This is a genomic window from Rhizobium sp. 18065, assembly GCF_902706095.1.
Classification (GTDB): domain Bacteria; phylum Pseudomonadota; class Alphaproteobacteria; order Rhizobiales; family Rhizobiaceae; genus Allorhizobium.
This window is the reverse complement of record NZ_CACSJP010000006.1, coordinates 66,671-87,578: the sequence shown is the minus strand read 5'-3', so window position 1 is coordinate 87,578 and position 20,908 is coordinate 66,671. Positions and strand designations below refer to the sequence as shown.

At 60.8% G+C, this 20,908-nt stretch carries 16 protein-coding genes; 8 read left to right on the top strand and 8 right to left on the bottom strand.

Annotated features, from left to right (window positions below; all coding sequences use genetic code 11):
* Positions 1-108 precede the first annotated feature (108 nt).
* On the top strand, positions 109-1,836 hold the full coding sequence (locus tag GVK95_RS15375) for an ABC transporter ATP-binding protein (RefSeq protein ID WP_159951169.1): 1,728 nt from the start codon (positions 109-111) through the stop codon (positions 1,834-1,836).
* Positions 1,837-1,919: 83 nt separating this feature from the next.
* On the opposite strand, the gene GVK95_RS15370 is transcribed toward GVK95_RS15375, so the two are convergent.
* A complete protein-coding gene (locus tag GVK95_RS15370; RefSeq protein ID WP_159951167.1) occupies positions 1,920-3,125 on the bottom strand; it encodes an AI-2E family transporter in 1,206 nt (401 codons plus the stop codon).
* A 218-nt stretch (positions 3,126-3,343) separates the two neighbouring features.
* Positions 3,344-5,422: a DNA topoisomerase IV subunit B gene (gene parE, locus GVK95_RS15365; protein WP_159951165.1), complete on the bottom strand. Its 2,079-nt coding sequence runs from the start codon at positions 5,420-5,422 to the stop codon at positions 3,344-3,346.
* Between the two features lie 225 nt (positions 5,423-5,647).
* On the opposite strand from parE, the gene GVK95_RS15360 reads away from it, so the two are divergent.
* From GVK95_RS15360 to GVK95_RS15335, 6 genes are all read left to right on the top strand, one after another.
* Positions 5,648-6,523 (top strand): alpha/beta hydrolase, encoded by an 876-nt coding sequence (locus GVK95_RS15360; protein ID WP_159951570.1) that lies wholly within the window; start codon positions 5,648-5,650, stop codon positions 6,521-6,523.
* A gap of 302 nt (positions 6,524-6,825) precedes the next feature.
* Positions 6,826-7,596: a triose-phosphate isomerase gene (gene tpiA / locus GVK95_RS15355; RefSeq protein WP_159951163.1), complete on the top strand. Its 771-nt coding sequence runs from the start codon at positions 6,826-6,828 to the stop codon at positions 7,594-7,596.
* A gap of 104 nt (positions 7,597-7,700) precedes the next feature.
* On the top strand, positions 7,701-8,087 hold the full coding sequence (gene secG, locus GVK95_RS15350) for a preprotein translocase subunit SecG (protein WP_159951161.1): 387 nt from the start codon (positions 7,701-7,703) through the stop codon (positions 8,085-8,087).
* Between the two features lie 134 nt (positions 8,088-8,221).
* On the top strand, positions 8,222-9,859 hold the full coding sequence (locus GVK95_RS15345; protein ID WP_280178077.1) for a CTP synthase: 1,638 nt from the start codon (positions 8,222-8,224) through the stop codon (positions 9,857-9,859).
* Positions 9,860-9,974: 115 nt separating this feature from the next.
* A complete protein-coding gene (locus GVK95_RS15340) occupies positions 9,975-10,412 on the top strand; it encodes a hypothetical protein (RefSeq protein ID WP_159951157.1) in 438 nt (145 codons plus the stop codon).
* Positions 10,405-10,998: a class I SAM-dependent methyltransferase gene (locus tag GVK95_RS15335; RefSeq protein WP_159951155.1), complete on the top strand. Its 594-nt coding sequence runs from the start codon at positions 10,405-10,407 to the stop codon at positions 10,996-10,998. Before GVK95_RS15340 ends, GVK95_RS15335 begins: the two co-directional genes overlap by 8 nt.
* A gap of 6 nt (positions 10,999-11,004) precedes the next feature.
* On the opposite strand, the gene glp is transcribed toward GVK95_RS15335, so the two are convergent.
* Genes glp through GVK95_RS15310 form a run of 5 tightly spaced genes read right to left on the bottom strand, consistent with a single transcriptional unit; the run spans position 11,005 to position 16,482 of the window.
* A complete protein-coding gene (gene glp / locus GVK95_RS15330; protein WP_159951153.1) occupies positions 11,005-12,228 on the bottom strand; it encodes a gephyrin-like molybdotransferase Glp in 1,224 nt (407 codons plus the stop codon).
* Positions 12,229-12,726, bottom strand: coding sequence for a cyclic pyranopterin monophosphate synthase MoaC (gene moaC, locus GVK95_RS15325; protein ID WP_159951151.1), 498 nt, complete (start codon positions 12,724-12,726; stop codon positions 12,229-12,231).
* Positions 12,723-13,538 (bottom strand): indole-3-glycerol phosphate synthase TrpC, encoded by an 816-nt coding sequence (trpC, locus tag GVK95_RS15320; protein ID WP_159951149.1) that lies wholly within the window; start codon positions 13,536-13,538, stop codon positions 12,723-12,725. Before trpC ends, moaC begins: the two co-directional genes overlap by 4 nt.
* Before the next feature lie 9 nt (positions 13,539-13,547).
* Complete coding sequence (gene trpD, locus GVK95_RS15315) at positions 13,548-14,570, bottom strand: anthranilate phosphoribosyltransferase (RefSeq protein ID WP_159951147.1); 1,023 nt, start codon at positions 14,568-14,570, stop codon at positions 13,548-13,550.
* Between the two features lie 22 nt (positions 14,571-14,592).
* The gene (locus GVK95_RS15310) at positions 14,593-16,482 is read right to left on the bottom strand and encodes a peptidylprolyl isomerase (RefSeq protein WP_159951145.1); all 1,890 of its coding nucleotides are present in this window, start codon (positions 16,480-16,482) and stop codon (positions 14,593-14,595) included.
* A gap of 261 nt (positions 16,483-16,743) precedes the next feature.
* On the opposite strand from GVK95_RS15310, the gene GVK95_RS15305 reads away from it, so the two are divergent.
* Positions 16,744-19,356, top strand: a complete 2,613-nt coding sequence (locus tag GVK95_RS15305) for an HAD-IC family P-type ATPase (RefSeq protein WP_200844299.1) — start codon at positions 16,744-16,746, stop codon at positions 19,354-19,356.
* An 85-nt stretch (positions 19,357-19,441) separates the two neighbouring features.
* On the opposite strand, the gene gltA is transcribed toward GVK95_RS15305, so the two are convergent.
* A complete protein-coding gene (gene gltA, locus GVK95_RS15300) occupies positions 19,442-20,731 on the bottom strand; it encodes a citrate synthase (protein ID WP_159951141.1) in 1,290 nt (429 codons plus the stop codon).
* Positions 20,732-20,908 lie beyond the last annotated feature (177 nt).

The following is a 20,908-nucleotide window of genomic DNA, read 5'->3' as shown; positions in this document are numbered from 1 at the left end:
CGGTGTTTGCATGCAAGCGCACTTGGCCGTGTCATGAAAATATGAGATCAGCGCATAGGTTTTGGCCGTGCGCGGTCGCTTGTGTCTTTACAGTTGCATTGGACGATCATGCTCCAGAAATTCTTCGCCTTTTACCGCCCGTATCGGGGCCTGTTCCTGATCGACTTCGGTTGCGCGATCATCTCCGGCCTGCTGGAGCTTGGTTTTCCGATGGCGGTGAAGCTGTTTGTCGATATCCTGCTGCCGAGTGCGCAATGGGGTGTCATTCTGGCCGCGTCGATCGGCCTGCTTGTGATTTACGTGATCAATACCGGCCTCATGGCGGTCGTCACCTATTGGGGCCACATGCTCGGCATCAATATAGAGACCGACATGCGCCGGCTCGCCTTCAGCCACATTCAGAAGCTGTCGTTCCGCTATTTCGACAACCAGAAGACCGGTCATCTCGTCGGGCGCCTGACCAAGGACCTGGAAGAGATCGGCGAGGTGGCCCATCACGGCCCGGAAGACCTGTTCATCGCGGTGATGACATTCCTTGGCGCCTTCGCGCTGATGCTGTCGATCAATGTGCAGCTGGCACTGCTGACCGCCGTTGTCGTACCTTTGACCGCCTTTGTCACCAGCCGCTTCGGCCGCCGCATGACCGACAATTTCCGCTCGCTCTTCGGCCGTGTCGGCGATTTCAACGCCCGCATCGAAGAGAATGTCGGCGGTATCCGCGTCGTGCAGGCCTTTGCCAACGAGGCCCATGAGCGCGCACTGTTCGAACGCGACAACCAAAACTACCGCACCACCAAGCTCGAAGCCTACCGGATCATGGCGGCCAGCACCTCGATGTCCTACATGAGCATGCGGCTGATCCAGATGATCGTGATGATCGTCGGGGCCTATCTGGTGCTCTGGGGTGAACTGACCAATGGCGGCTTCGTCAGCTTCCTGCTGCTGGTCGGCGTCTTCTTCCGCCCGGTCGAAAAGATCAATTCGGTGATTGAAACCTATCCCAAGGGCATTGCCGGCTTCCGCCGCTTCACGGAACTGATGGAAACCGAGCCGGATATCGAGGATGCGCCGGACGCGATCGAGGCACCGGCGCTGAAGGGCGATATCGCCTTCAACAAGGTTTCCTTCGGTTACTCTGCCGACAAGTCCGTGCTACGCGACATCGACCTGTCGATCCACGCAGGCGAGACTGTCGCTTTCGTCGGCCCCTCGGGTGCGGGCAAGACCACACTCTGTTCGCTTCTGCCGCGTTTCTACGAGGTTTCCGGTGGTTCAATCACCGTGGACGGTATCGACATCCGCAAGCTCTCCCTGGCCTCCCTGCGTGGCCAGATCGGCATTGTCCAGCAGGACGTATTCCTGTTCGGCGGCACCGTGCGTGAAAACATCGCCTATGGCCGGCTGGACGCCTCCGATTTCGACATTCTGGAAGCGGCCCGTCGGGCAAGGCTCGATGGCGTGATCGCCACCATGCCGGATGGTCTTGATACGGTGATCGGCGAGCGTGGCGTCAAGCTGTCCGGTGGCCAGAAGCAGCGTCTTGCCATTGCCCGCATGTTCCTCAAGAACCCGCCGATCCTGATCTTGGACGAGGCGACCTCGGCGCTCGACACCGAAACAGAGCGGGCAATCCAGCAATCGCTGTCGGAGCTGTCCGAAGGCCGGACCACGCTGGTGATCGCCCATCGTCTTGCCACCATTCGCGACGCAGCACGTATTGTCGTGGTCGATCAGAGCGGAATTGCTGAAACCGGGACGCATGACGAGCTTCTGCGCCAACCCGGCGCTTACGCGCGTCTTTACCATGCGCAGTTCGGTGCCGAAGCGGCTGAATAGAGGGAAAGCTTGCCGCTGGCGCCAAAGCGTTGCGGCCCATCACGGAAGGTCGGTCCGGTATTCGCTGGACCGTTTGAGCCGGGTCAGACTGCTGTGGTCTGCTTCGTCACGATCACGTCCGCGGTCTTCGGCATCGGCTGTGGCTCAAGCGCCATCGGATCCGGTATGTCGGAAAGCTCGACCTCCCGCATCCATTCGCGCCAGATCGAGACGATCAGAGCCATCAGGACCGGGCCGATGAACAATCCGAGAAAGCCCATCGTCTTCACGCCGCCGATCAGGCCGAAAAACGTCGGCAGGAAGGGCAGTTTGATCGGCCCGCCGACCAGCTTCGGCCGCACCGTCTTGTCGACGATGAACAGTTCGACCGTTCCCCAGACAAACAGGGCGATGCCGGCGAACAGCGATCCGCTTGCCATCAGATAGACGCTGACCAGCGTGAAGGAAAGCGGCGCTCCGCCGGGGATCAGAGCCATGACGCCGGTGAGCACGCCGAGGGTGACGGGTGAGGGCACGCCGGCGAGCCAGTAGGCAATGCCGAGCACGATGCCTTCGCCGATCGCGATCAGCGTCATGCCGGTGACGGTCGAGCTGATCGTCGCGGGCACAACGCGCGAGATGCGTTCCCAACGGGCTGGTAGGATGCGTTCGCCGAGCAGGTCCAGCTGGCGTGTGAAGGAGGCTCCATCGCGGAAGACGAAGAACAGCGCGATCAGCATGAACAGCATGGTCAGAAGCAGATGGAACGCACCGTCACCGAGCGCAATCACTGCCCGGTAGATATTGCCGATATTGGCACCACTGACGATCTGGACCAGTTCGCCGATCGCGCCGGGCGAGCCGATGCGATGTATCCACTGGTCGGCCAGCCATTCGCCGACACCTGGCAGTGCCAGGATCCACTCCGGCGGCGGAGCCCCATGCTTGTTGACCTCGAGCGCCCAGCCGATCCAGTCGCGCAATTCGCCGACAGCATAGGTGGCGGCAATGCCGATCGGCACGATCAGGAACGCGAGGATGAGAATGATCGCGATCGTTGCGCCGATCGTGGTATTGCCGCCGACACGATTGAGAATCTTCCGGTAGACCGGCCAGCTGGCAAAGGCGATGACCAGTGAGGCCAGAACCGGCACGATAAAACCGTGGAAGAAATAGATGGCGGCGATCGCAATCAGCACGAGAAGCCAGCGTGCAGCCGAAATCGGCGTAACGAGTGCCGTTCTGCTCGGAGCCACAGGCCCAAGCCAGCGTGGCGCATCCTGCAGCTTGCGATCCTCTTTCTTACGCACGTTCACACTTTCTGGTTGTTTCAGTCTCACACTATGGGCGATTGTGGCAACGCCATGCAAGACGCACTTGGCTGCTTTCACATAGTGTGTCTCGCGCACCAGCGCAAATCCACCATAGTGCTCGAAAATGTCGCGGCTGTGTCACCGGATGCGAAAACCCGCCAGACGCGGGATAGTGCCGGTCGTCTGGGCCTCGGTGTTCGGATGATGCGCGATCTTCAGATATCCAGATTCTCGGCAAACGCCGCACGATCCTGGATGAACCTGAAACGGGCTTCCGGCTTGGTGCCCATCAGGGCATCGACCGCGTCGCGCGTGCCTTCGAAATCCACATCGTCGATCTCGACCTTGAGCAGGGTGCGCTTGGCCGGATCCATGGTGGTTTCTTTCAATTGCGCCGGCATCATTTCGCCGAGGCCTTTGAAACGGCCGATTTCGACCTTCTTGCCCTTGAAGGTGGTTTCCATCAGTTCGGCGCGATGTGCGTCGTCGCGGGCATACACGGTCTTGGCACCCTGGCGGATGACATAGAGCGGCGGCACGGCCAGATAGAGATGGTTGCCACGGATCAGTTCCGGCATTTCCTGATAGAAGAACGTGATCAGCAGCGATGCGATATGCGCGCCGTCGACATCGGCATCCGTCATCACCACAATGCGCTCATAGCGCAGGTCTTCTTCGCGATATTTCGTCCGCGTTCCACAGCCCAGCGCCTGGATCAGATCGGCGATCTGCTGGTTTGCCATCAGCTTTTCACGGCTGGCACTACCGACGTTCAGGATCTTGCCGCGCAGCGGCAGGATGGCCTGGTTCTTTCGGTTGCGCGCCTGCTTGGCAGAGCCACCGGCCGAGTCGCCCTCGACGATGAACAGTTCAGCACCTTCGGCGGTGTTCTGTGCGCAGTCGGCCAGCTTGCCCGGCAGGCGCAGTTTGCGCACGGCGGTCTTGCGGTTGACTTCCTTCTCCTTGCGGCGGCGCAGTCGCTCCTCGCAGCGCTCGATGACCCATTCGAGCAGCTTGGCCGCCTCATTGGGATTGTCGGCGAGATAGTGGTCGAACGGGTCGCGCAGCACGTTTTCGACAAGGCGCTGGGCCTCGACGGTCGCCAGCTTGTCTTTCGTCTGGCCGACGAATTCCGGCTCGCGGATGAATACCGACAGCATGCCGACGGCAGAAATCATCACGTCGTCGGTGGTGATTTCCTTGGCGCGCTTGTTCTGGGTCAGTTCCGCGTAGTTCTTCAGGCCTTTGGTCAGCGCGATGCGCAGACCCGCTTCGTGCGTGCCGCCCTCGGGCGTCGGGATCGTATTGCAATAGGAATGCAGAGCCGGATCGCCACCATACCAGGTGACGGCCCATTCCATGGCACCGTGGCCGCCGGTCTTTTCCGTCTTGCCGGCAAAAATTTCGCGGGTGACGGTGAATTCCTTGCCGAGCGTTGCCGCAAGGTAATCCTTCAGGCCGCCGGGGAAGTGGAAGACTGCCTTGTCCGGAATGTCGCCACCTTCCGCCACCATGCCGGGGTCACAGGACCAGCGGATTTCGACGCCGCCGAACAGATAGGCCTTGGAGCGTGCCATGCGGAAGATCCGGCCCGGATCGAATTTTGCATGGTCACCGAAGATTTGTGGATCGGGATGGAAACGCACGCGGGTACCGCGCCGATTGTGGACTTCGCCAAGTTCTTCCAGTCCGCCGATCGGCACGCCGCGCGAAAAGCGCTGGCGGTAGAGCTTGCGATTGCGGGCGACCTCGACTTCGAGCAGGTCCGACAGCGCATTGACCACGGAAACGCCGACGCCGTGCAGACCACCGGAGGTCTCATAGGCCTTGCCGTCGAACTTGCCGCCAGCGTGCAGCTTGGTCATGATCACTTCGAGCGTCGACTTGCCGGGAACCTGCGGATGCAGTTCGACCGGGATACCGCGACCGTTGTCGGTAACCGTCAGGAAGCCTTCGGTATCGAGATGCACGTCGATGAAATTTGCATGACCCGCTACGGCTTCGTCCATCGAATTGTCGATGACTTCGGCAAACAGGTGGTGCAGCGCCTTCTCGTCGGTGCCGCCGATATACATGCCCGGACGCATGCGCACAGGCTCGAGGCCTTCGAGTACCCGGATGGAGGACGCGCCATAGTCATCGCCGCCGCTCGTCGTTGGCGGTGCGGGCGTGGCTGATAGGGGGGCCTGTGCCGCCACTGGGCGTGGCTGTGCCGGAGCTGTTGGGGCAGGGGCCGAATCGGCCTCAACCTTCTGCGCCGTTGGCAGGGCGGAAAAGAGATCGTTGTCGTCCATGGCGTCGTTCGATACTTTGTCTTTGCTGTGCCGGATCAACCTGCTCGCTTCGAACTGCCGCATCTGCTGGCCCGATCGCTCTTGCGAATCACCGGGAATGTGCCAGAAAAGCGGGGCATACGCGAAGGGCTTGGCAGCCGGTACGTGGTGAAATCGGTCAAGCTTTGCGTGCCTGACTTGTCGATGGCAAGGCGCGAGCCAAAGGGAAGCTCCTCTTCGATGCAGATGTCCACAGCTCATTTCCGCACTGCGGCGATTTCGTGCGTTCTCTTTCCGTTTCTGTTGTCATCGGCATTCGCCGCGGAACCGCTGAAACCGTTCAAGGACGACCTGTTTTCCAACCAGACGGTGCTGGAAAGCCGCGATGGCGGCGATTTTACCATTGTTGACTATCAAGAGCTACGCGACATCAACGGTCGCGACAGCATTCCCGAGCGCAGGGTCAGGGACAGATACGTTTCACTGGCCGTCCGACGGGTACAGGAAAATCAGACACTTGAATTGCCGAGCGGCCCTCTGGATGTTGCCCGTATCGGCAAGGATACCGGACAGGGCTTTACCGTGATTTTCATCCACGGGCGGGGCGGTGACCGTCGGCTTGGCAACAACGACATCACCTTCGGCGGCAATTTCAACCGGCTGAAGAACCTCACTGCTGCCAATGGCGGCACTTACTATGCGCCATCGATCCGCAGTTTCGACGAAAACGGTGTGTCTGCGGTGGCAGCATTGATCGACCACGCCTCTGTATCCTCCGGTGGCCGTCCGGTCGTGCTCGCCTGTGCCTCGATGGGAAGCTTCATTTGCTGGGGCATCGCGCGCGATGCGAAGGCTGTGGAGCAACTGTCCGGAATGGCGATCCTCGGCGGCGCGGCCGATCCCGATTTCGGCAAGAGCTCTGCGGCCAAGCGCAAATTGCCGATCTGGTTCACCCATGGAAGCCGCGACAGTGTCTATGCAGCAGCCGATCAGGTCGCACTGTACGACCGTTTGCATAAATCCGGCTACCCGACGCGGTTCACCCTGTTCGAGACCGGCGCGCATGGTACGCCGGTGCGCATGAGCGACTGGCGCGCAATCCTGTCCTGGCTGATAGGTTAGGCGCGTAACCGCACTCCGGCGGTCCACTGACATTGTTCACCCGGCCCGGCATCGGCGTTTAGCAGGCCTGTTTGCGCGGATCTTGCCGCGCGAAAGGGCGGAATAACGGGCCGCAAAGACTTGGTCTTGCGCAAGATCTAAAGTTGAATTCTCTAATGTTTTGCCGTCTGCCGTGAATTCTTGCATTTCTGGTTCACATTTTCACCATACAGCCCGAAAATCGGGCCAAAAGCGAAGGCCAATCTTTCTTTTGAAGCTGCAATTTGCTAGTTCCGCTTGAATGAATAGAGGTGGGTAAAGATATGACGCCAGATGTTCGGCCGCTGGTCGCAGGCAATTGGAAAATGAACGGGACGAGGGATTCGCTCGACCAGATCAAGGCGATTGCAGAAGGTGTACAAGGCCCGCTGTCGCAAAAGGTCGAGACGCTCATTTGCCCTCCGGCCACACTGCTCTATGTGGCAACCGCGCTGTGCACCGACAGTGCCCTGCAGATCGGCGCCCAGGATTGCCATCAGAATGCCTCTGGCGCCCACACAGGCGACATTGCAGCAGAGATGATTGCCGATTGTTTCGGTACCCATGTGATCGTCGGTCACTCCGAGCGCCGCACCGATCATGCCGAGACAGATCATCTCGTGCGCGCCAAGGCGGAAGCTGCCTATGCAGCAGACCTGACCGCAGTCATCTGCATCGGTGAAACCGCCAATGAGCGCAAGGCCGGCCAGACGCTCGACATTCTCAAGCGCCAGCTGGCAGCCTCGGTTCCTGAAGGCGCAAAGGCGGATCGCACCGTTATTGCTTACGAGCCTGTTTGGGCGATCGGCACCGGCGTGACGCCGACGACGGCGGACGTTGCCGAAGCACACGCCTTCTTGCGTGCCGAACTGGTCAAGCGCTTTGGCGCCGAAGGAAAGATCATGCGCTTGCTCTACGGCGGTTCGGTTAAGCCGTCGAACGCCAAGGAACTGATGGGCGTCGCCAATGTCGATGGTGCGCTGATTGGCGGCGCGAGCTTGAAGGCAAGCGACTTCCTCGCCATATACCGGGTCTATGAAGAGCTGACCGCCTGAAAGCGGGCCGGAAAAGCGGGCAAGGGGCTTTCTTTGCCAGCATCTCTCATGTAAAGACCCGCCAACCTTATTGATTTTGCCTTTTCGGGCAGGATGGACATTCCATGCAGACCGTATTGCTTGTTATCTACCTCATGGTCGTCGTCGCATTGATCGGCGTCGTCTTGATTCAGCGTTCTGAAGGCGGAGGTCTCGGCATCGGCGGCGGCTCGGGCTTCATGTCCGCTCGCGGCACGGCCAATGCGCTGACCCGCACCACCGCAATCCTGGCGACCCTGTTCTTCGTCATTTCCCTGGCGCTTGGCATTCTTGCCCGCTACGAGGCAAAGCCGACCGATATCCTCGACCGGATCCCGACGGGCAACGGCACGACGCAGGGCGGCGGCAGCGTTCTTGACCAGCTTCCGGGTGCAGCACCTGCAACCCAGGCACCGGCAACCACTCCGGCTGCTCCGGCGCCGGTAGACCCCAACGCTGTTCCGAATAACTGATCGGAACGCATCCAATCGCTCCGGCGGACTCTCGGGTCCGCCGGTTTTATTTTGTCTGAATTCCGCCGATCCCATAAAAATATGTGGGACAGAGTCATTAAGGGCTGGCGGAATCTCATCTTAAACGGTATCCGGTGAAGCCCATGGCGCGATATGTATTCATCACTGGCGGCGTGGTTTCCTCTCTTGGTAAAGGAATTGCGGCCGCAGCTCTCGGGGCATTGTTGCAGGCACGTGGTTACCGTGTGCGGCTGCGCAAGCTGGACCCCTATCTCAACGTTGACCCGGGCACCATGAGCCCGACTCAGCATGGCGAAGTCTTCGTCACCGATGACGGTGCCGAAACCGACCTCGACCTTGGCCACTACGAGCGGTTTACCGGTCGCTCGGCCACCAAGACCGACAACATCACCACCGGCCGCATTTACAAGAACATCATCGACAAGGAACGTCGTGGTGACTATCTCGGCGCGACCGTTCAGGTCATTCCGCACGTGACCAACGAGATCAAGGATTTCGTCATCGAAGGTAATGACGAGTATGATTTCGTCATCTGCGAGATCGGTGGCACGGTCGGCGACATCGAAGCCATGCCGTTCATGGAAGCGATCCGCCAGCTCGGCAACGACCTGCCGCGCGGCACGGCCGTCTACGTTCACCTGACGTTGATGCCGTATATCCCGGCCGCGGGCGAATTGAAGACCAAGCCGACCCAGCATTCCGTCAAGGAACTGCAGGCACTTGGCATTCATCCCGACATCCTGCTGGTGCGTGCCGACCGGGAGATCCCGCAGGCCGAGCGCCGCAAGCTGTCTTTGTTCTGCAATGTACGCGAGACAGCCGTCATCCAGGCCCTCGATGTTGCCAACATCTACGACGTTCCCATGGCCTATCACAAGGAAGGCCTCGACAACGAGGTCCTGGCGGCCTTCGGCATCGAACCGGCGCCCAAGCCGCGTCTCGACCAGTGGGAGGAGGTCTGCAACCGGATCCACACGCCGGAAGGCGAAGTCACCATCGCGATCGTCGGCAAATACACCGGCCTCAAGGACGCATACAAATCCCTGATCGAGGCACTTTACCACGGTGGTTTCGCCAACCGGGTCAAGGTCAAGCTCGAATGGATCGAGTCGGAAATCTTCGAAAAGGAAGATCCGGCGCCGTGGCTCGAAAAGGTCAACGGCATTCTCGTGCCCGGCGGCTTCGGCGAGCGTGGCTCCGAGGGCAAGATCCTGGCGGCCCAGTTTGCCCGCGAACGTAAGGTTCCGTATTTCGGCATCTGCTTCGGCATGCAGATGGCGGTCGTCGAGGCGGCACGTCATCTGGCGGGCATCGAAAAGGCTTCTTCCACCGAATTCGGCAAAACCGACGAGCCGGTCGTCGGCTTGATGACCGAGTGGATGAAGGGGAACCAGCTCGAGAAGCGTGCGTCCTCTGGCGATCTCGGTGGCACCATGCGTCTCGGCGCCTACAAGGCGGCTCTGAAGAAGGGCACCAAGATTGCCGAGATCTACGGCTCGACCGATATCTCCGAGCGTCACCGCCACCGCTACGAAGTCAACGTCGACTACAAGGACCGGCTGGAGAGCTGTGGCCTGATCTTCTCCGGCATGTCGCCGGACGGACTGCTGCCGGAAACGGTGGAATACCCGGATCACCCGTGGTTCATCGGCGTCCAGTATCACCCGGAACTGAAGTCGCGACCGCTCGATCCGCATCCATTGTTTGCAAGCTTCATCGGTGCGGCAGTCGACCAGAGCCGCCTCGTCTGAGACGAGGTCACCGCAATTCGACAAACCCGGCCTTTGTGCCGGGTTTTTTGTTGCCCGGTCCAAGCTCCGCGCAAGTTATCCGACGCAATCTCCGCGGATATTCAAGGAGATTGCCATGCGAATCGGTGAAAATTCTATCTATTCCAACGCTTACGCCGTCCAGCCGAAGAAGAGTTCCGCTGATGCGGCACTTCCCGCATCGACCTCATCGGCGACTACGTCTTCGGTCGGGGTTGAGTCGGATACCTCGGCAAAAAGCCTGACCAGCAACCTCTGGCTGCTCCAGACCGATATCTATTATTCGAAAGATGCCGAAACAGCGGCTGCGGGCAAAGACGATCTTGCGAACCAGTTCCGAGAACTTTCGGACAAGACTGCGGCCGAAAGAATCCGGGACGACTATCTTGAAAGTCACGGCATGACGGAGGAGGATCTTGCTGCACTCCCGGAAGAGGAGCGCAAGGCGATCGAGGCGGAGATCGAGCAGTCGATCAAACGCCAGTTGGGCTTCGATGAGAATGCTGGCGCTGAGGATGGTTCAACACGTGTCTGAGGATCGCCAGACGCTGGAGTTTTATGCTCGCGAAGCGACAACCTACGTTCATTGGTCCTGCACGGAGCCAAGCCGCCACCTTGATCTCTTTTTGTCAGACCTCAGCGCGAATGCGCGAATCCTTGAACTCGGATGTGGTGCTGGCAGCGACAGCGCCGCCATGATTGCCCGCGGCTTTGACGTGACCCCAACGGATGCGTCCCCTGAACTGGCAGCAAGCGCAACGAGCCGCCTTGCGCGCACGGTGTCCGTCTTGGCAGCCGGCGACCTGTCGGCAGTTTCCGAGTTTGACGCGATATGGGCAAGCGCCTGCCTGTTGCATGTCCCGCTGCAGGACCTCGCCGATGTGATTGCACGCATCAACACCGCCCTGAAACCGGAGGGTCGATTTTATGCCAGCTACAAATCAGGTCAGGCTGAGGGCAGGGACCGTTTCGGTCGCTACTACAACAATCCGTCTGCGCCGCAGCTTGAGGACATCTATCGCAACTCGTCGTGGAACAGCCTTCACATAAAGACGAACCCCGGTAGCGGCTATGATGGTGAAAGCACCACATGGCTCCATGTGACGGCTGTCAAACCGTGAGCAGAACTAGCCGATAAATGGCCGAAGCATCAGGATCGGGCAGAACTCGCCTGCATCCAGTGCCGGTGCATACGGTGGCCGTACGATCAGGCAGTCGGATTGCGCGAAGATATTCATCATCGACGAATCCTGCTTGCCGAAGCTCTCCACCCGCAATTCCCCGGCAGGATTGCGGGAAAGCCGCGCCCGAAGGTAGTCCTGTCTCCGGTCGTTTGCTGCAAGCGGCGCGGCAAGACGGGCGGTCGTCATGCGATCGGGATATGGTTGATGACCGAGCCTGGCCAGGAGCGGTTCGAGGAACAGCAGACCGCAGACCATGCTCGACACCGGATTGCCGGGAAGGCCGAGCACATGGGTCGAACCTAAACTGCCGACCATCAGCGGTTTGCCCGGCCGCATTGCGATCTTCCAGAAATCGAGCCTCATGCCGGCCGCCAGAAAGGTAGACTGGACGAGATCGTGATCGCCGACCGACGCACCACCCAGCGTGACCACGACATCGGCCCTGGCCATCTGTGCCTGCGCAATCGCATGGGTGATTTTGGCGCGATCATCCGTGACGATGCCAAGATCTATGACGTCGGCGCCGATTGCCCGGGCAAGTGCGGCAATGCCGAATGTGTTCGAGCCGATGATCTGGCTTGGGCCGGGTTGGCCGCCCGGAGAAACGAGTTCGTCTCCCGTTGCAATGATCGCCACGCGCGGCCGTCGGTAGACAGGCAGTGACGCGTGGTTCATCGCAGCAGCCAGGGTAATCCGGGTGAAATCGACGACGGTTCCTGCGTTCAGCGCAACGTCACCTTGCCTGAAGTCCTGGCCGCGCGGCCGGATATGGCGTCCGAGGGTTACCGGAAACGTAGTCCGGATCAGGTCGCCATCCAGCTTTTCGGCGTCTTCCTGCAGGAGTACGGCATCTGCGCCCGCGGGCACGGGCGCGCCGGTGAAGATCCGAACCGCTTCGCCTTCGCCTACCAGGCCGGCAAAGCCATGGCCGGCGGCCGATTCGCCGACAACGCGCAAAACAGCGCCGGGCTCTGCCGCATTTACAGCCTTGAGCGCATAGCCATCCATGGCCGAGGCGTCGAAGGGAGGTTGCGTCAGCCGCGCTTCCAGATCGTCGGCGAGCACCCGACCGTCACAGTCATGCAGAGAGAGGTGCTCAACATCGACGATCGGTCTTGCCGTCGACAGCAGTCGAGCCTGTGCCTCCTCGACCGGTAGAAGCGACATCTATTCGGCCTCCGGGTGGCGGAAAGGGCCTGACTTGCCGCCAGTCTTTTCCAGCACGCGAATGTTGCCGATCTCCATTGTCTTGTCGACAGCCTTTGCCATGTCGTAGATCGTCAGGCAGGCGATGGAAACCGCCGTGAGCGCTTCCATCTCGACCCCGGTCTTGCCGGTCAGCTTCACGGTTGCGACGACCCTGAGGCCCGGCAGTTCCGGCAGTTCGCTGATGTCGATTGTGATCTTCGACAGCATCAACGGATGGCACAGCGGGATGAGGTTCGAGGTCTGCTTCGCCGCCATGATTCCGGCAATGCGCGCCGTGGCGATCACGTCGCCTTTCTTGGCATTGCCGTCACGGATGATCTGCAGCGTCTCGGCTGCCATGCGTACCTGGCCTTCGGCCATCGCCACGCGAACCGTCTCGGCCTTGTCGCCGACATCGACCATATGCGCTTCGCCGGACGCGCCGATATGGGTGAGGCCGGTTCGGTCGCTGCTCATTCGGCGGCCAGCGCGCCGGACGCGCCGGTCAGCAGGGCACGGGTGGCTGCCGCCACGTCGTCCTGGCGCATCAGGCTTTCGCCGACCAGGAAGGTGGTGATACCGACCGCCTGCATTCGCTGGCAGTCGGCATGGGTGAATATACCGCTCTCGCCGACCAGCAGCCTGTCGGCCGGCACCATGGGCGCGAGTTCTTCGCTGACCGTGAGGCTGACGTCGAAGGTGCGAAGGTTTCGGTTGTTGATGCCGATCAACGGAGAGGTGAGCTTCAGGGCCCGTTCCATCTCCTCGGCATCGTGCACTTCGACGAGCACATCCATACCGAGCGCCAGTGCTTCGCCTTCAAGCTCGGCCGCCCGATCGTCGGACAGCGAAGCCATAATCAGCAGGATGCAGTCGGCACCCCAGGCGCGAGCCTCGACGATCTGATAGGTCTCGAACATGAAATCCTTGCGCAGCGCCGGCAACGCGCAGGCATCGCGGGCAGCCCCAAGAAACTCCGGTGCGCCCTGGAAGCTCGGCGTGTCGGTCAGCACGGAGAGGCAGGCAGCGCCGCCCGCCTCGTAAGCCGCCGCCAGCGACGGCGGATCGAAATCGGGACGGATCAGGCCCTTTGACGGGCTCGCCTTCTTGATTTCGGCAATCAGGCCAAAACGCCCCTCGGCCTGTGCCCTGACCAGCGCCTTGTAAAAGCCGCGTGGCGCGCTCTGTGTCTCGATCGTCGCCCTGAGAGTTTCGATCGGGCGAGCGGCCTTGGCCGCTGCTATTTCTTCGCGCTTGTAGATTTCGATGCGTTTGAGAATGTCGGTCATGACTGAAGCTTAGCTCGACACGGCAGAATTGGAAATGGCGATCAGCTTTTCGAGAGCAGAGCGAGCACTGCCGGTGTCGAGCGACTGGCTGGCGAGATGCATGCCTTCGGTGATATCGGCAGCCTTGCCGGCAACGATCAGCGAGGCCGCCGCATTGCACAAAGCCACGTCGCGATAGGCGGTCTTGGCCCCGTTCAGTACATCGAGCAGCGCTGCTGCATTGACGATACCGTCACCGCCGCGAATGGCGTCCAGTCCGACAGTCGGCACACCGAAGTCTGCCGGCGTCAGTTCGAACGTGGTGATTTCGCCATCTTTCAGCGCCGCGACCTGCGACGGCCCGGTGGTGGTGATTTCGTCGAGGCCACTGCCATGCACGACCCAGGCGCTCGTCAGTCCGAGATCGCGCAGCGCTTCCGCACCTGGGATCAGCCATTCCGGCGAATAGACGCCGAACAGCTGACGCTTGACATTGGCCGGGCTGGACAGCGGGCCGATAATGTTGAAAATCGTCCGCGTTCCAAGCTCCACCCGCGTCGGGCTGACATGGCGCATGGCCGGATGGTGCAACTGCGCGAACATGAACCCGATGCCCGCTTCGCGGATACAACGGGCGATCATGTCGGGATCGATATCCAGTTTGACGCCCAATTGCGAAAGCGCGTCGGCCGTTCCCGACTTCGAGCTCAAGGCCCTGTTGCCGTGCTTGGCAACGGGAACACCAGCCCCGGCAACGATCAGGGCGGCCAGCGTCGAGATGTTGTAGGTATTGGTACCGTCGCCGCCGGTCCCGACAATGTCGATCGCATCTGCCGGCGCTTCTACGGTGACCATCTTCTGGCGCATGATCGAGATGGCGCCGGCGATTTCGTCGACGGTTTCGCCACGCACGCGAAGCCCCATCAGGAAACCGCCGATCTGGGCCGCGCTGGCTTCGCCGGACATCAGGATTTCGAAGGCGTCACTCGCTTCCTGGCGCGTCAGCGACTGACGGGTGGCGATCTTCGCGATGAAGGGCTTCAAGCCGGACATTTTAGTTCCCCCCGGGCTGCTGTTAGCGGACCATGGCCTGCTGGGCCAGTGCCTGATTGAAGGTCACGCCATAGTCGGTCTGCAGCTGGGTCACCATCTGGTCGAGAATGTCGTCGCCGGCCGCATTGGCCATGGACACGATCTGCTCGTCCTCATTATTGAGCACACTGCCACTCGGCTGATCGCGCACGGCAGTGACCACCAGCAGGATCTGCGTTGTCGGGTCGGCGCCTGCAGCGCTTGCAACCGTGCCAACCGGGCCGCCAAAAGCAGCAACGATGGCCGCCGAACCGAGAACGGCGTCTTCGCTCCGGCGCGTCAGGCCGGCCTTGCTTTCAACCGCAACACCGAGTTCGGTCGCGATATCTTCCAGCTTTCCACCGTCTGCGACGCGCTTGCGCAGGCTTTCGGCCTTGGCGCCAAGCGCAATCTTCTGCTGCTCGGCTGTCCAGTCGGCTACAGCCTTTTCACGCACTTCCGCCAGTTCGCGATCGCGTTCCGGCTTGATGTCTGTCACATCGAACCAGATGTAGCCGCTATTGCCGACATTGACCGGCAGGGCCTCGACACCGATATCGGTCTTGAAGACTTCGGCGAGCAGCGCATCACGTTCCGGGATGCCCGCAACTTCCGTGTCACGGCCATCCAGACCGCGACGATCGATGAGGTCAACCGTGATCGGCTTGAGTTTCAGCTGCTCGGCGGCTTCCTTGAGTGCCGTGCCGCCGGCCCGCAGGTCTTCGAACTGATCGTGGACCGTGGTGATATCGGCGATCGCGGCGGATTCCGCCAGCGCCTCGCGGATTTCTTCCTTGACCTCTTCCAGCGGCCGTGTGCGGCCTTCCTTGATATTGGTGACGCGCAGGATCACCGGCCCGAGTGCGCCTTCGACAACAGGCGTCGTGCCGCCTTCCTTGACGACGGCAAAGGCAGCATTGGCGAGTGTAACATCAGGCAGCTTCTCGCGCGAGAAATCGCCCAAAAGCACGTCACTTGCGGTCTTGCCCTGATCGGACACAAGCTGGTCGAAGGGCGTGCCTGACGCCAGTTCGGCGGCGGCGGCGTCAGCCAGTTCGCGTGTCTCGAACGTGAGTTGCTCGATCGTGCGCGTCCCGGCGATTTCATAGCTTGCCTTGCGCTTCTCATAGTCGGCGCGGATTGCTTCATCCGAGATTGCCGCCTTGTCGGCAATGTCGGCCGGTTCCAGTTTCACATAGGTGAAGCTGCGATATTCAGGCGCGCGAAACCCGGCCTTGGCTGTCTGGAACCATGCGGCCAGTGTTGCATCGTCCGGGGCCTTGACCGGATCGATATTGGCATTGGTCAGGAGAACATAATTGACGTCGCGATTTTCGTAGCGATAGGCCTTCAGCGCATCGACAAGAACCTTGGGGGCCGTGAACCCGTCCGCCGTCGCATCGACGATCTGGCTGCGGATCGCCACCTTCGACCGCTCCTCGATATAGTCGTCCTGGCGCAGGCCGGCATTGGCGAGACGCGAGGCAAACAGCTGGCGATCGAAACTACCGGCGGCGTTCTTGAAGGCCGGATCTTCGGCGATCAGCTGTGCCAGGCGATCCTGCGACAGGCCGAGATTCATGTCGGTTGCGAGCTGGTCAAGTGCGGCCCCGGCTGCAAGCTGCGAGAACACCTGTGTTTCGATGCCGAGCGCGCGTGCCTGTTCCGTGGTCAGCTGCGTGCCGAAGCGTCGGCTGAGATCGGTGACCTGCCGTTGATAGGCAAACGCGAAGTCGTTCGCCGATACGGTCTGATCGCCAACGGTAACCACGGAGTTCGACGTGGTGCTGAACAGGGAGGCGGAAACGCCCCAGACGGCAAATGAGATGACAAGCATCGACATAAGCACTTTGGCGACCAGGGTTTGGGAAGCTTTTCTCAAAATGACGAGCATCGGAACGCAATTACCTCATGACAAACCTTCGCATCGGGCGAAGCGGGTGGACTTCCTTAAATCAAACCGCCGAGGAAATGAAGGCTCGTTTGGCGAAAAGCCTGCAACCGGAGGCGAAGGCGTCGCGGCCCGGCTGACTCGGCGGCCACGCTTGCAAGTTCCATTCGCTTGACATCGCGCAAAGCAGCCGGTGCCTGATGCTTTCATACTGCATGGCAAGATGGTCGAAACCGGGATGGATATGCCGTGATGGACACACGAATGCGTGAAGTCGCTCCGCATATCTCCCGCGGCCTGAATGCCTCTCAGGTGGCCGATTTGCGCGCCAGATGGGGCGCGAACCGTTTGCCTGTGGCGGCGTCGCCAACATTCTTCAACGTCTTGTTGCGCCAGTTTTTCAGTCCGCTGATCTACATCCTGCTGGCCGCCGCCGGTCTTTCCCTTCTGCTTGGCGAGACAGCGGACGCCGGCTTCATCGCGATCGTGCTTGCGATCAACGGCATGATTGGCGCTTTTCAGGAGCATTCTGCAGGCAAATCCGCAGAGGCCTTGAGAGCCCTGGAGCAGCCACAGGCAACCGTTGTGCGGGATGGCGTGCGCCAGAGGCTGGACGCGGTCGAACTGGTGCCCGGCGATATCGTCCTCATGGAAAGTGGCGAAAGAACGCCCGCCGATATCGAGTTGCTTGAAGTGGAAAGCCTGCAATGCGACGAAGCCGCCCATACGGGCGAATCAAAGCCAGTGGCGAAAGCGGTCGGCGAACTCGCCTATGCCGGCACCATGGTGACACGGGGACGGGCGACGTGCCGCGTTCAGGCAACGGGCAGCCGCACCGAGCTTGGCCGCATTGCCGGTGCCATTCTGGCGCCTTCCAGTGCCAAGCCGCCTTTGATGATCCGTATGGAGCAGTTTACCCGCCAGATCGCCTATGCGGTCGGTGTGGCGATCGTCGTTCTCGTATTTATCGGGCTTTGGCGGGGTATGCCGCTGGTGGACCTGCTGACCATGTCGGTTGGTCTGGCCGTCAGTGCCATCCCGGAGGGGTTGCCGATTGCGATCACGGTGGCGCTGGCCATCAGCATGCGTCGCATGGCGAAAGCCCATGTCATTGTCCGCCATCTGCCGGCAGTCGAGGCACTCGGCTCCTGCACGATGATCGCGACCGACAAGACCGGGACACTGACGCTGAATGAACTGACCGTCACCGACATCCGGCTACCTGACGAAACCCATTGGCTGATCGATGCGGGCGGTCAGGCGACCGATGGCGCGATCCGCACCCGCGATGGCAAACATGCCCAGGCGAGCGAAGCCGTATCACTGTTGTTGCGCGCCGCAAGCCTGCCCAATGAAGCCGAGCTTGCGGGCCGTGACGGTCTGTGGGATCCGAGCGGCGACACCGTCGATATCGCCTTGCTGGCCGCTGCCCATAAGGCTGGCATGTCGAAAGCCAGGCTTCTGGAAGAATTCCCGCTGCATCGGCGCCTGCCTTACGAGCCGGAGCAGAAATATGCCGCCTCCTTCCACCATGCAGAAGATCGGCTGCGCATCTTTGCCAAGGGTGCGCCGGAACGTTTGATGGCCATGTGCTCCAGCATGCAGTTCGGGGAACAGGTCGTCGCGCTTGATCCAAATCTGCTGGAGCGCCAGATTGCCGACATGGCCTGCGACGGGCTGCGTGTGCTTGCCTTTGCCGAAGGCGAGATGGAGCATGTCGGCCAGGATGGCCTCGGTGGTCATCTGCTGGTGGATCTGACATTCCTCGGACTGGCCGGCATGCAGGATCCGATCCGGCCGGAGGTTCCTTCCGCCATCGCTGCCTGCAATGCTGCGGGCATCGGTGTCGTCGTAGTCACCGGTGACGATCCGCGCACGGCAAGGGTGATTGCCGAAAGGGCGGGGATTGCGGTCGATGATCGTTCCGTGGCGACCGGTGACGAGGTGGCAGAGGCCTTGGCAAAGGGCGAAGGTCTACTGGATCGGCTGACACGACATATCCGTGTCTTTGCTCGCGTGAAGCCCGAGCAGAAGCTCTCCATCGTCCGGTCACTGGCCCGCAATGGCCACTTCGTTGCGGTCACCGGAGACGGGGTCAACGATGCCCCGGCGCTCAAGCATGCGCATGTGGGTGTGGCGATGGGCCTGAAGGGTACGGATGTCGCCAAGGACAGTGCCGACATCATCCTGACCGATGACAATTTCGCCTCCATCGTCGCCGGCATTGTCGAGGGCAGGGTGGCTTATGGCAACATCCGCAAGGTCGTCTTTATGCTCGGTGCCACCGGTGCGGCAGAAGTGCTGCTGTTCCTGCTGGCCATGGTGCTCGGAATGCCCATGCCGCTCAGTGCCGTGCAGTTGCTGTGGCTGAACCTTGTTACCAATGGCGTTCAGGACGTGGCTCTGGTGACCGAGCCTGCGGAAGGCGATGAACTTACCCGCCCGGCCCGACGGCCGGATGAGGCGCTCTTCGACCGGCTGATGCTGCGCCGTCTTGTCGTGGCGACATTGGTCATGGGGTTCGGTGGTTTCGCCCTGTTTTATGCCCTGCTGGATGCCGGCATGACGTCACTCCAGGCAAGCAATCTTCTGCTGGTGCTGTTTATCCTCTTCGAGAATGTCCAGTGTCTGGCCAGCCGCTCCGAACGGCGCTCGGTCTTCAGCCAGTCGCCCTTCTCCAATCCGTATTTGCTGCTCGGCATCCTCGGCTCCCAGGCGCTGCATCTGGCGGCCATGTATCTGCCGGGCCTGAGCGACGTGCTCGGCATTGCCCCGATCGCGGCAACCGACTGGCTCATGCTTCTCGGCATCGCAATGCTGGTCTTGGCTGTCAGTGAGATCGACAAGGCCCTTGAACGTCGCCGCATGCGCGTCTGAGGCCAGCATCGAGGCGACAAACAAAGAGGCCGGCGAATTGCTCCGCCGGCCCCATTTTATTTCATTGGTCCAGGATTGCGGACGATCAGCGCTTGGGCACCGGCAGGTAGTCGCGCTGCGGCGAACCTGTGTAGAGCTGACGCGGGCGGCCGATGCGCTGCTGCGGGTCCTCGATCATTTCGTTCCACTGGGCGATCCAGCCGACTGTGCGGGCAAGCGCGAACAGCACGGTGAACATCGTCGTGGGGAAGCCAAGCGCGCGCAGCGTGATGCCGGAATAGAAGTCGACGTTCGGGTAGAGCTTCTTTTCCTTGAAATACGGGTCGTTGAGCGCGATCTTCTCGAGCTCAAGAGCGACCTGCATCAGCGGGTCGTCACCATGGCCGGTCGCTTCCAGCACTTCGTACATGGTCTTCTGCATGATCTTGGCGCGCGGGTCGTAGTTTTTGTAGACGCGGTGGCCAAAGCCCATCAGGCGGAACGGATCGTTCTTGTCCTTGGCGCGGGCGATATATTCCGGAATACGGTCAACGGTGCCGATTTCCATCAGCATGTTGAGAGCCGCTTCATTGGCGCCGCCATGCGCCGGGCCCCAGAGGCAGGCGATGCCGGCCGCGATGCAGGCGAACGGGTTCGCGCCCGACGAGCCGGCAAGACGAACGGTCGAAGTCGAGGCGTTCTGCTCATGATCGGCATGCAGGATGAAGATCCGGTCCATGGCGCGCGCCAGAACCGGGTTCACCTTGTATTCCTCGCAAGGAACGGCAAAGCACATGCGCAGGAAGTTCGACGCATAGTCGAGGTCGTTCTTCGGGTAAACGAACGGCTGGCCGATATGGTACTTGTAGGCCATGGCGGCGATCGTCGGCATCTTGGCGATCATGCGCAGCGACGCGACCATGCGCTGGTGCGGATCGGTGATGTCGGTCGAGTCGTGATAGAAGGCCGAGAGCGCGCCAACGGTGCCGACCATGACAGCCATCGGATGGGCGTCGCGACGGAAGCCGGTAAAGAAGCGGCTCATCTGCTCATGCACCATGGTGTGATGCGTGACGCGGTGATCGAAGTCCTTCTTCTGGGCAGCGGTCGGCAATTCGCCGTAGAGCAGCAGATAGCAAACCTCGAGGAAGTCGCCCTTTTCTGCCAGCTGCTCGATGGGGTAGCCGCGATGCAGCAGAACGCCTTCATCGCCGTCGATATAGGTGATTTTGGATTCGCACGACGCCGTCGACGTGAAGCCGGGGTCGTAGGTGAAGGCGCCGGTGTGCTTGTACAGGGCAGCGATGTCGATCACGTCAGGGCCGATGGTTCCGCCCTTGACGGTCAGGTCAACCGTCTGTTCCCCGAGTTTCAAAGAAGCGCTCTTGTCCGTCATGCTAATCCTCCGGAATTGGCGGGACGGCGTCTCGATAAAAAGGCGCCATCGGTTAAGCGTATGGATGTAGCTATATGATACGGAAGTTAATGCCAAGCTATCCAAAGGGCAAATTGTGCATCGCGAAATCGGCAACAATCGAACCGATCGGTTCTAACCGATTGAAGTCGCAAAGGC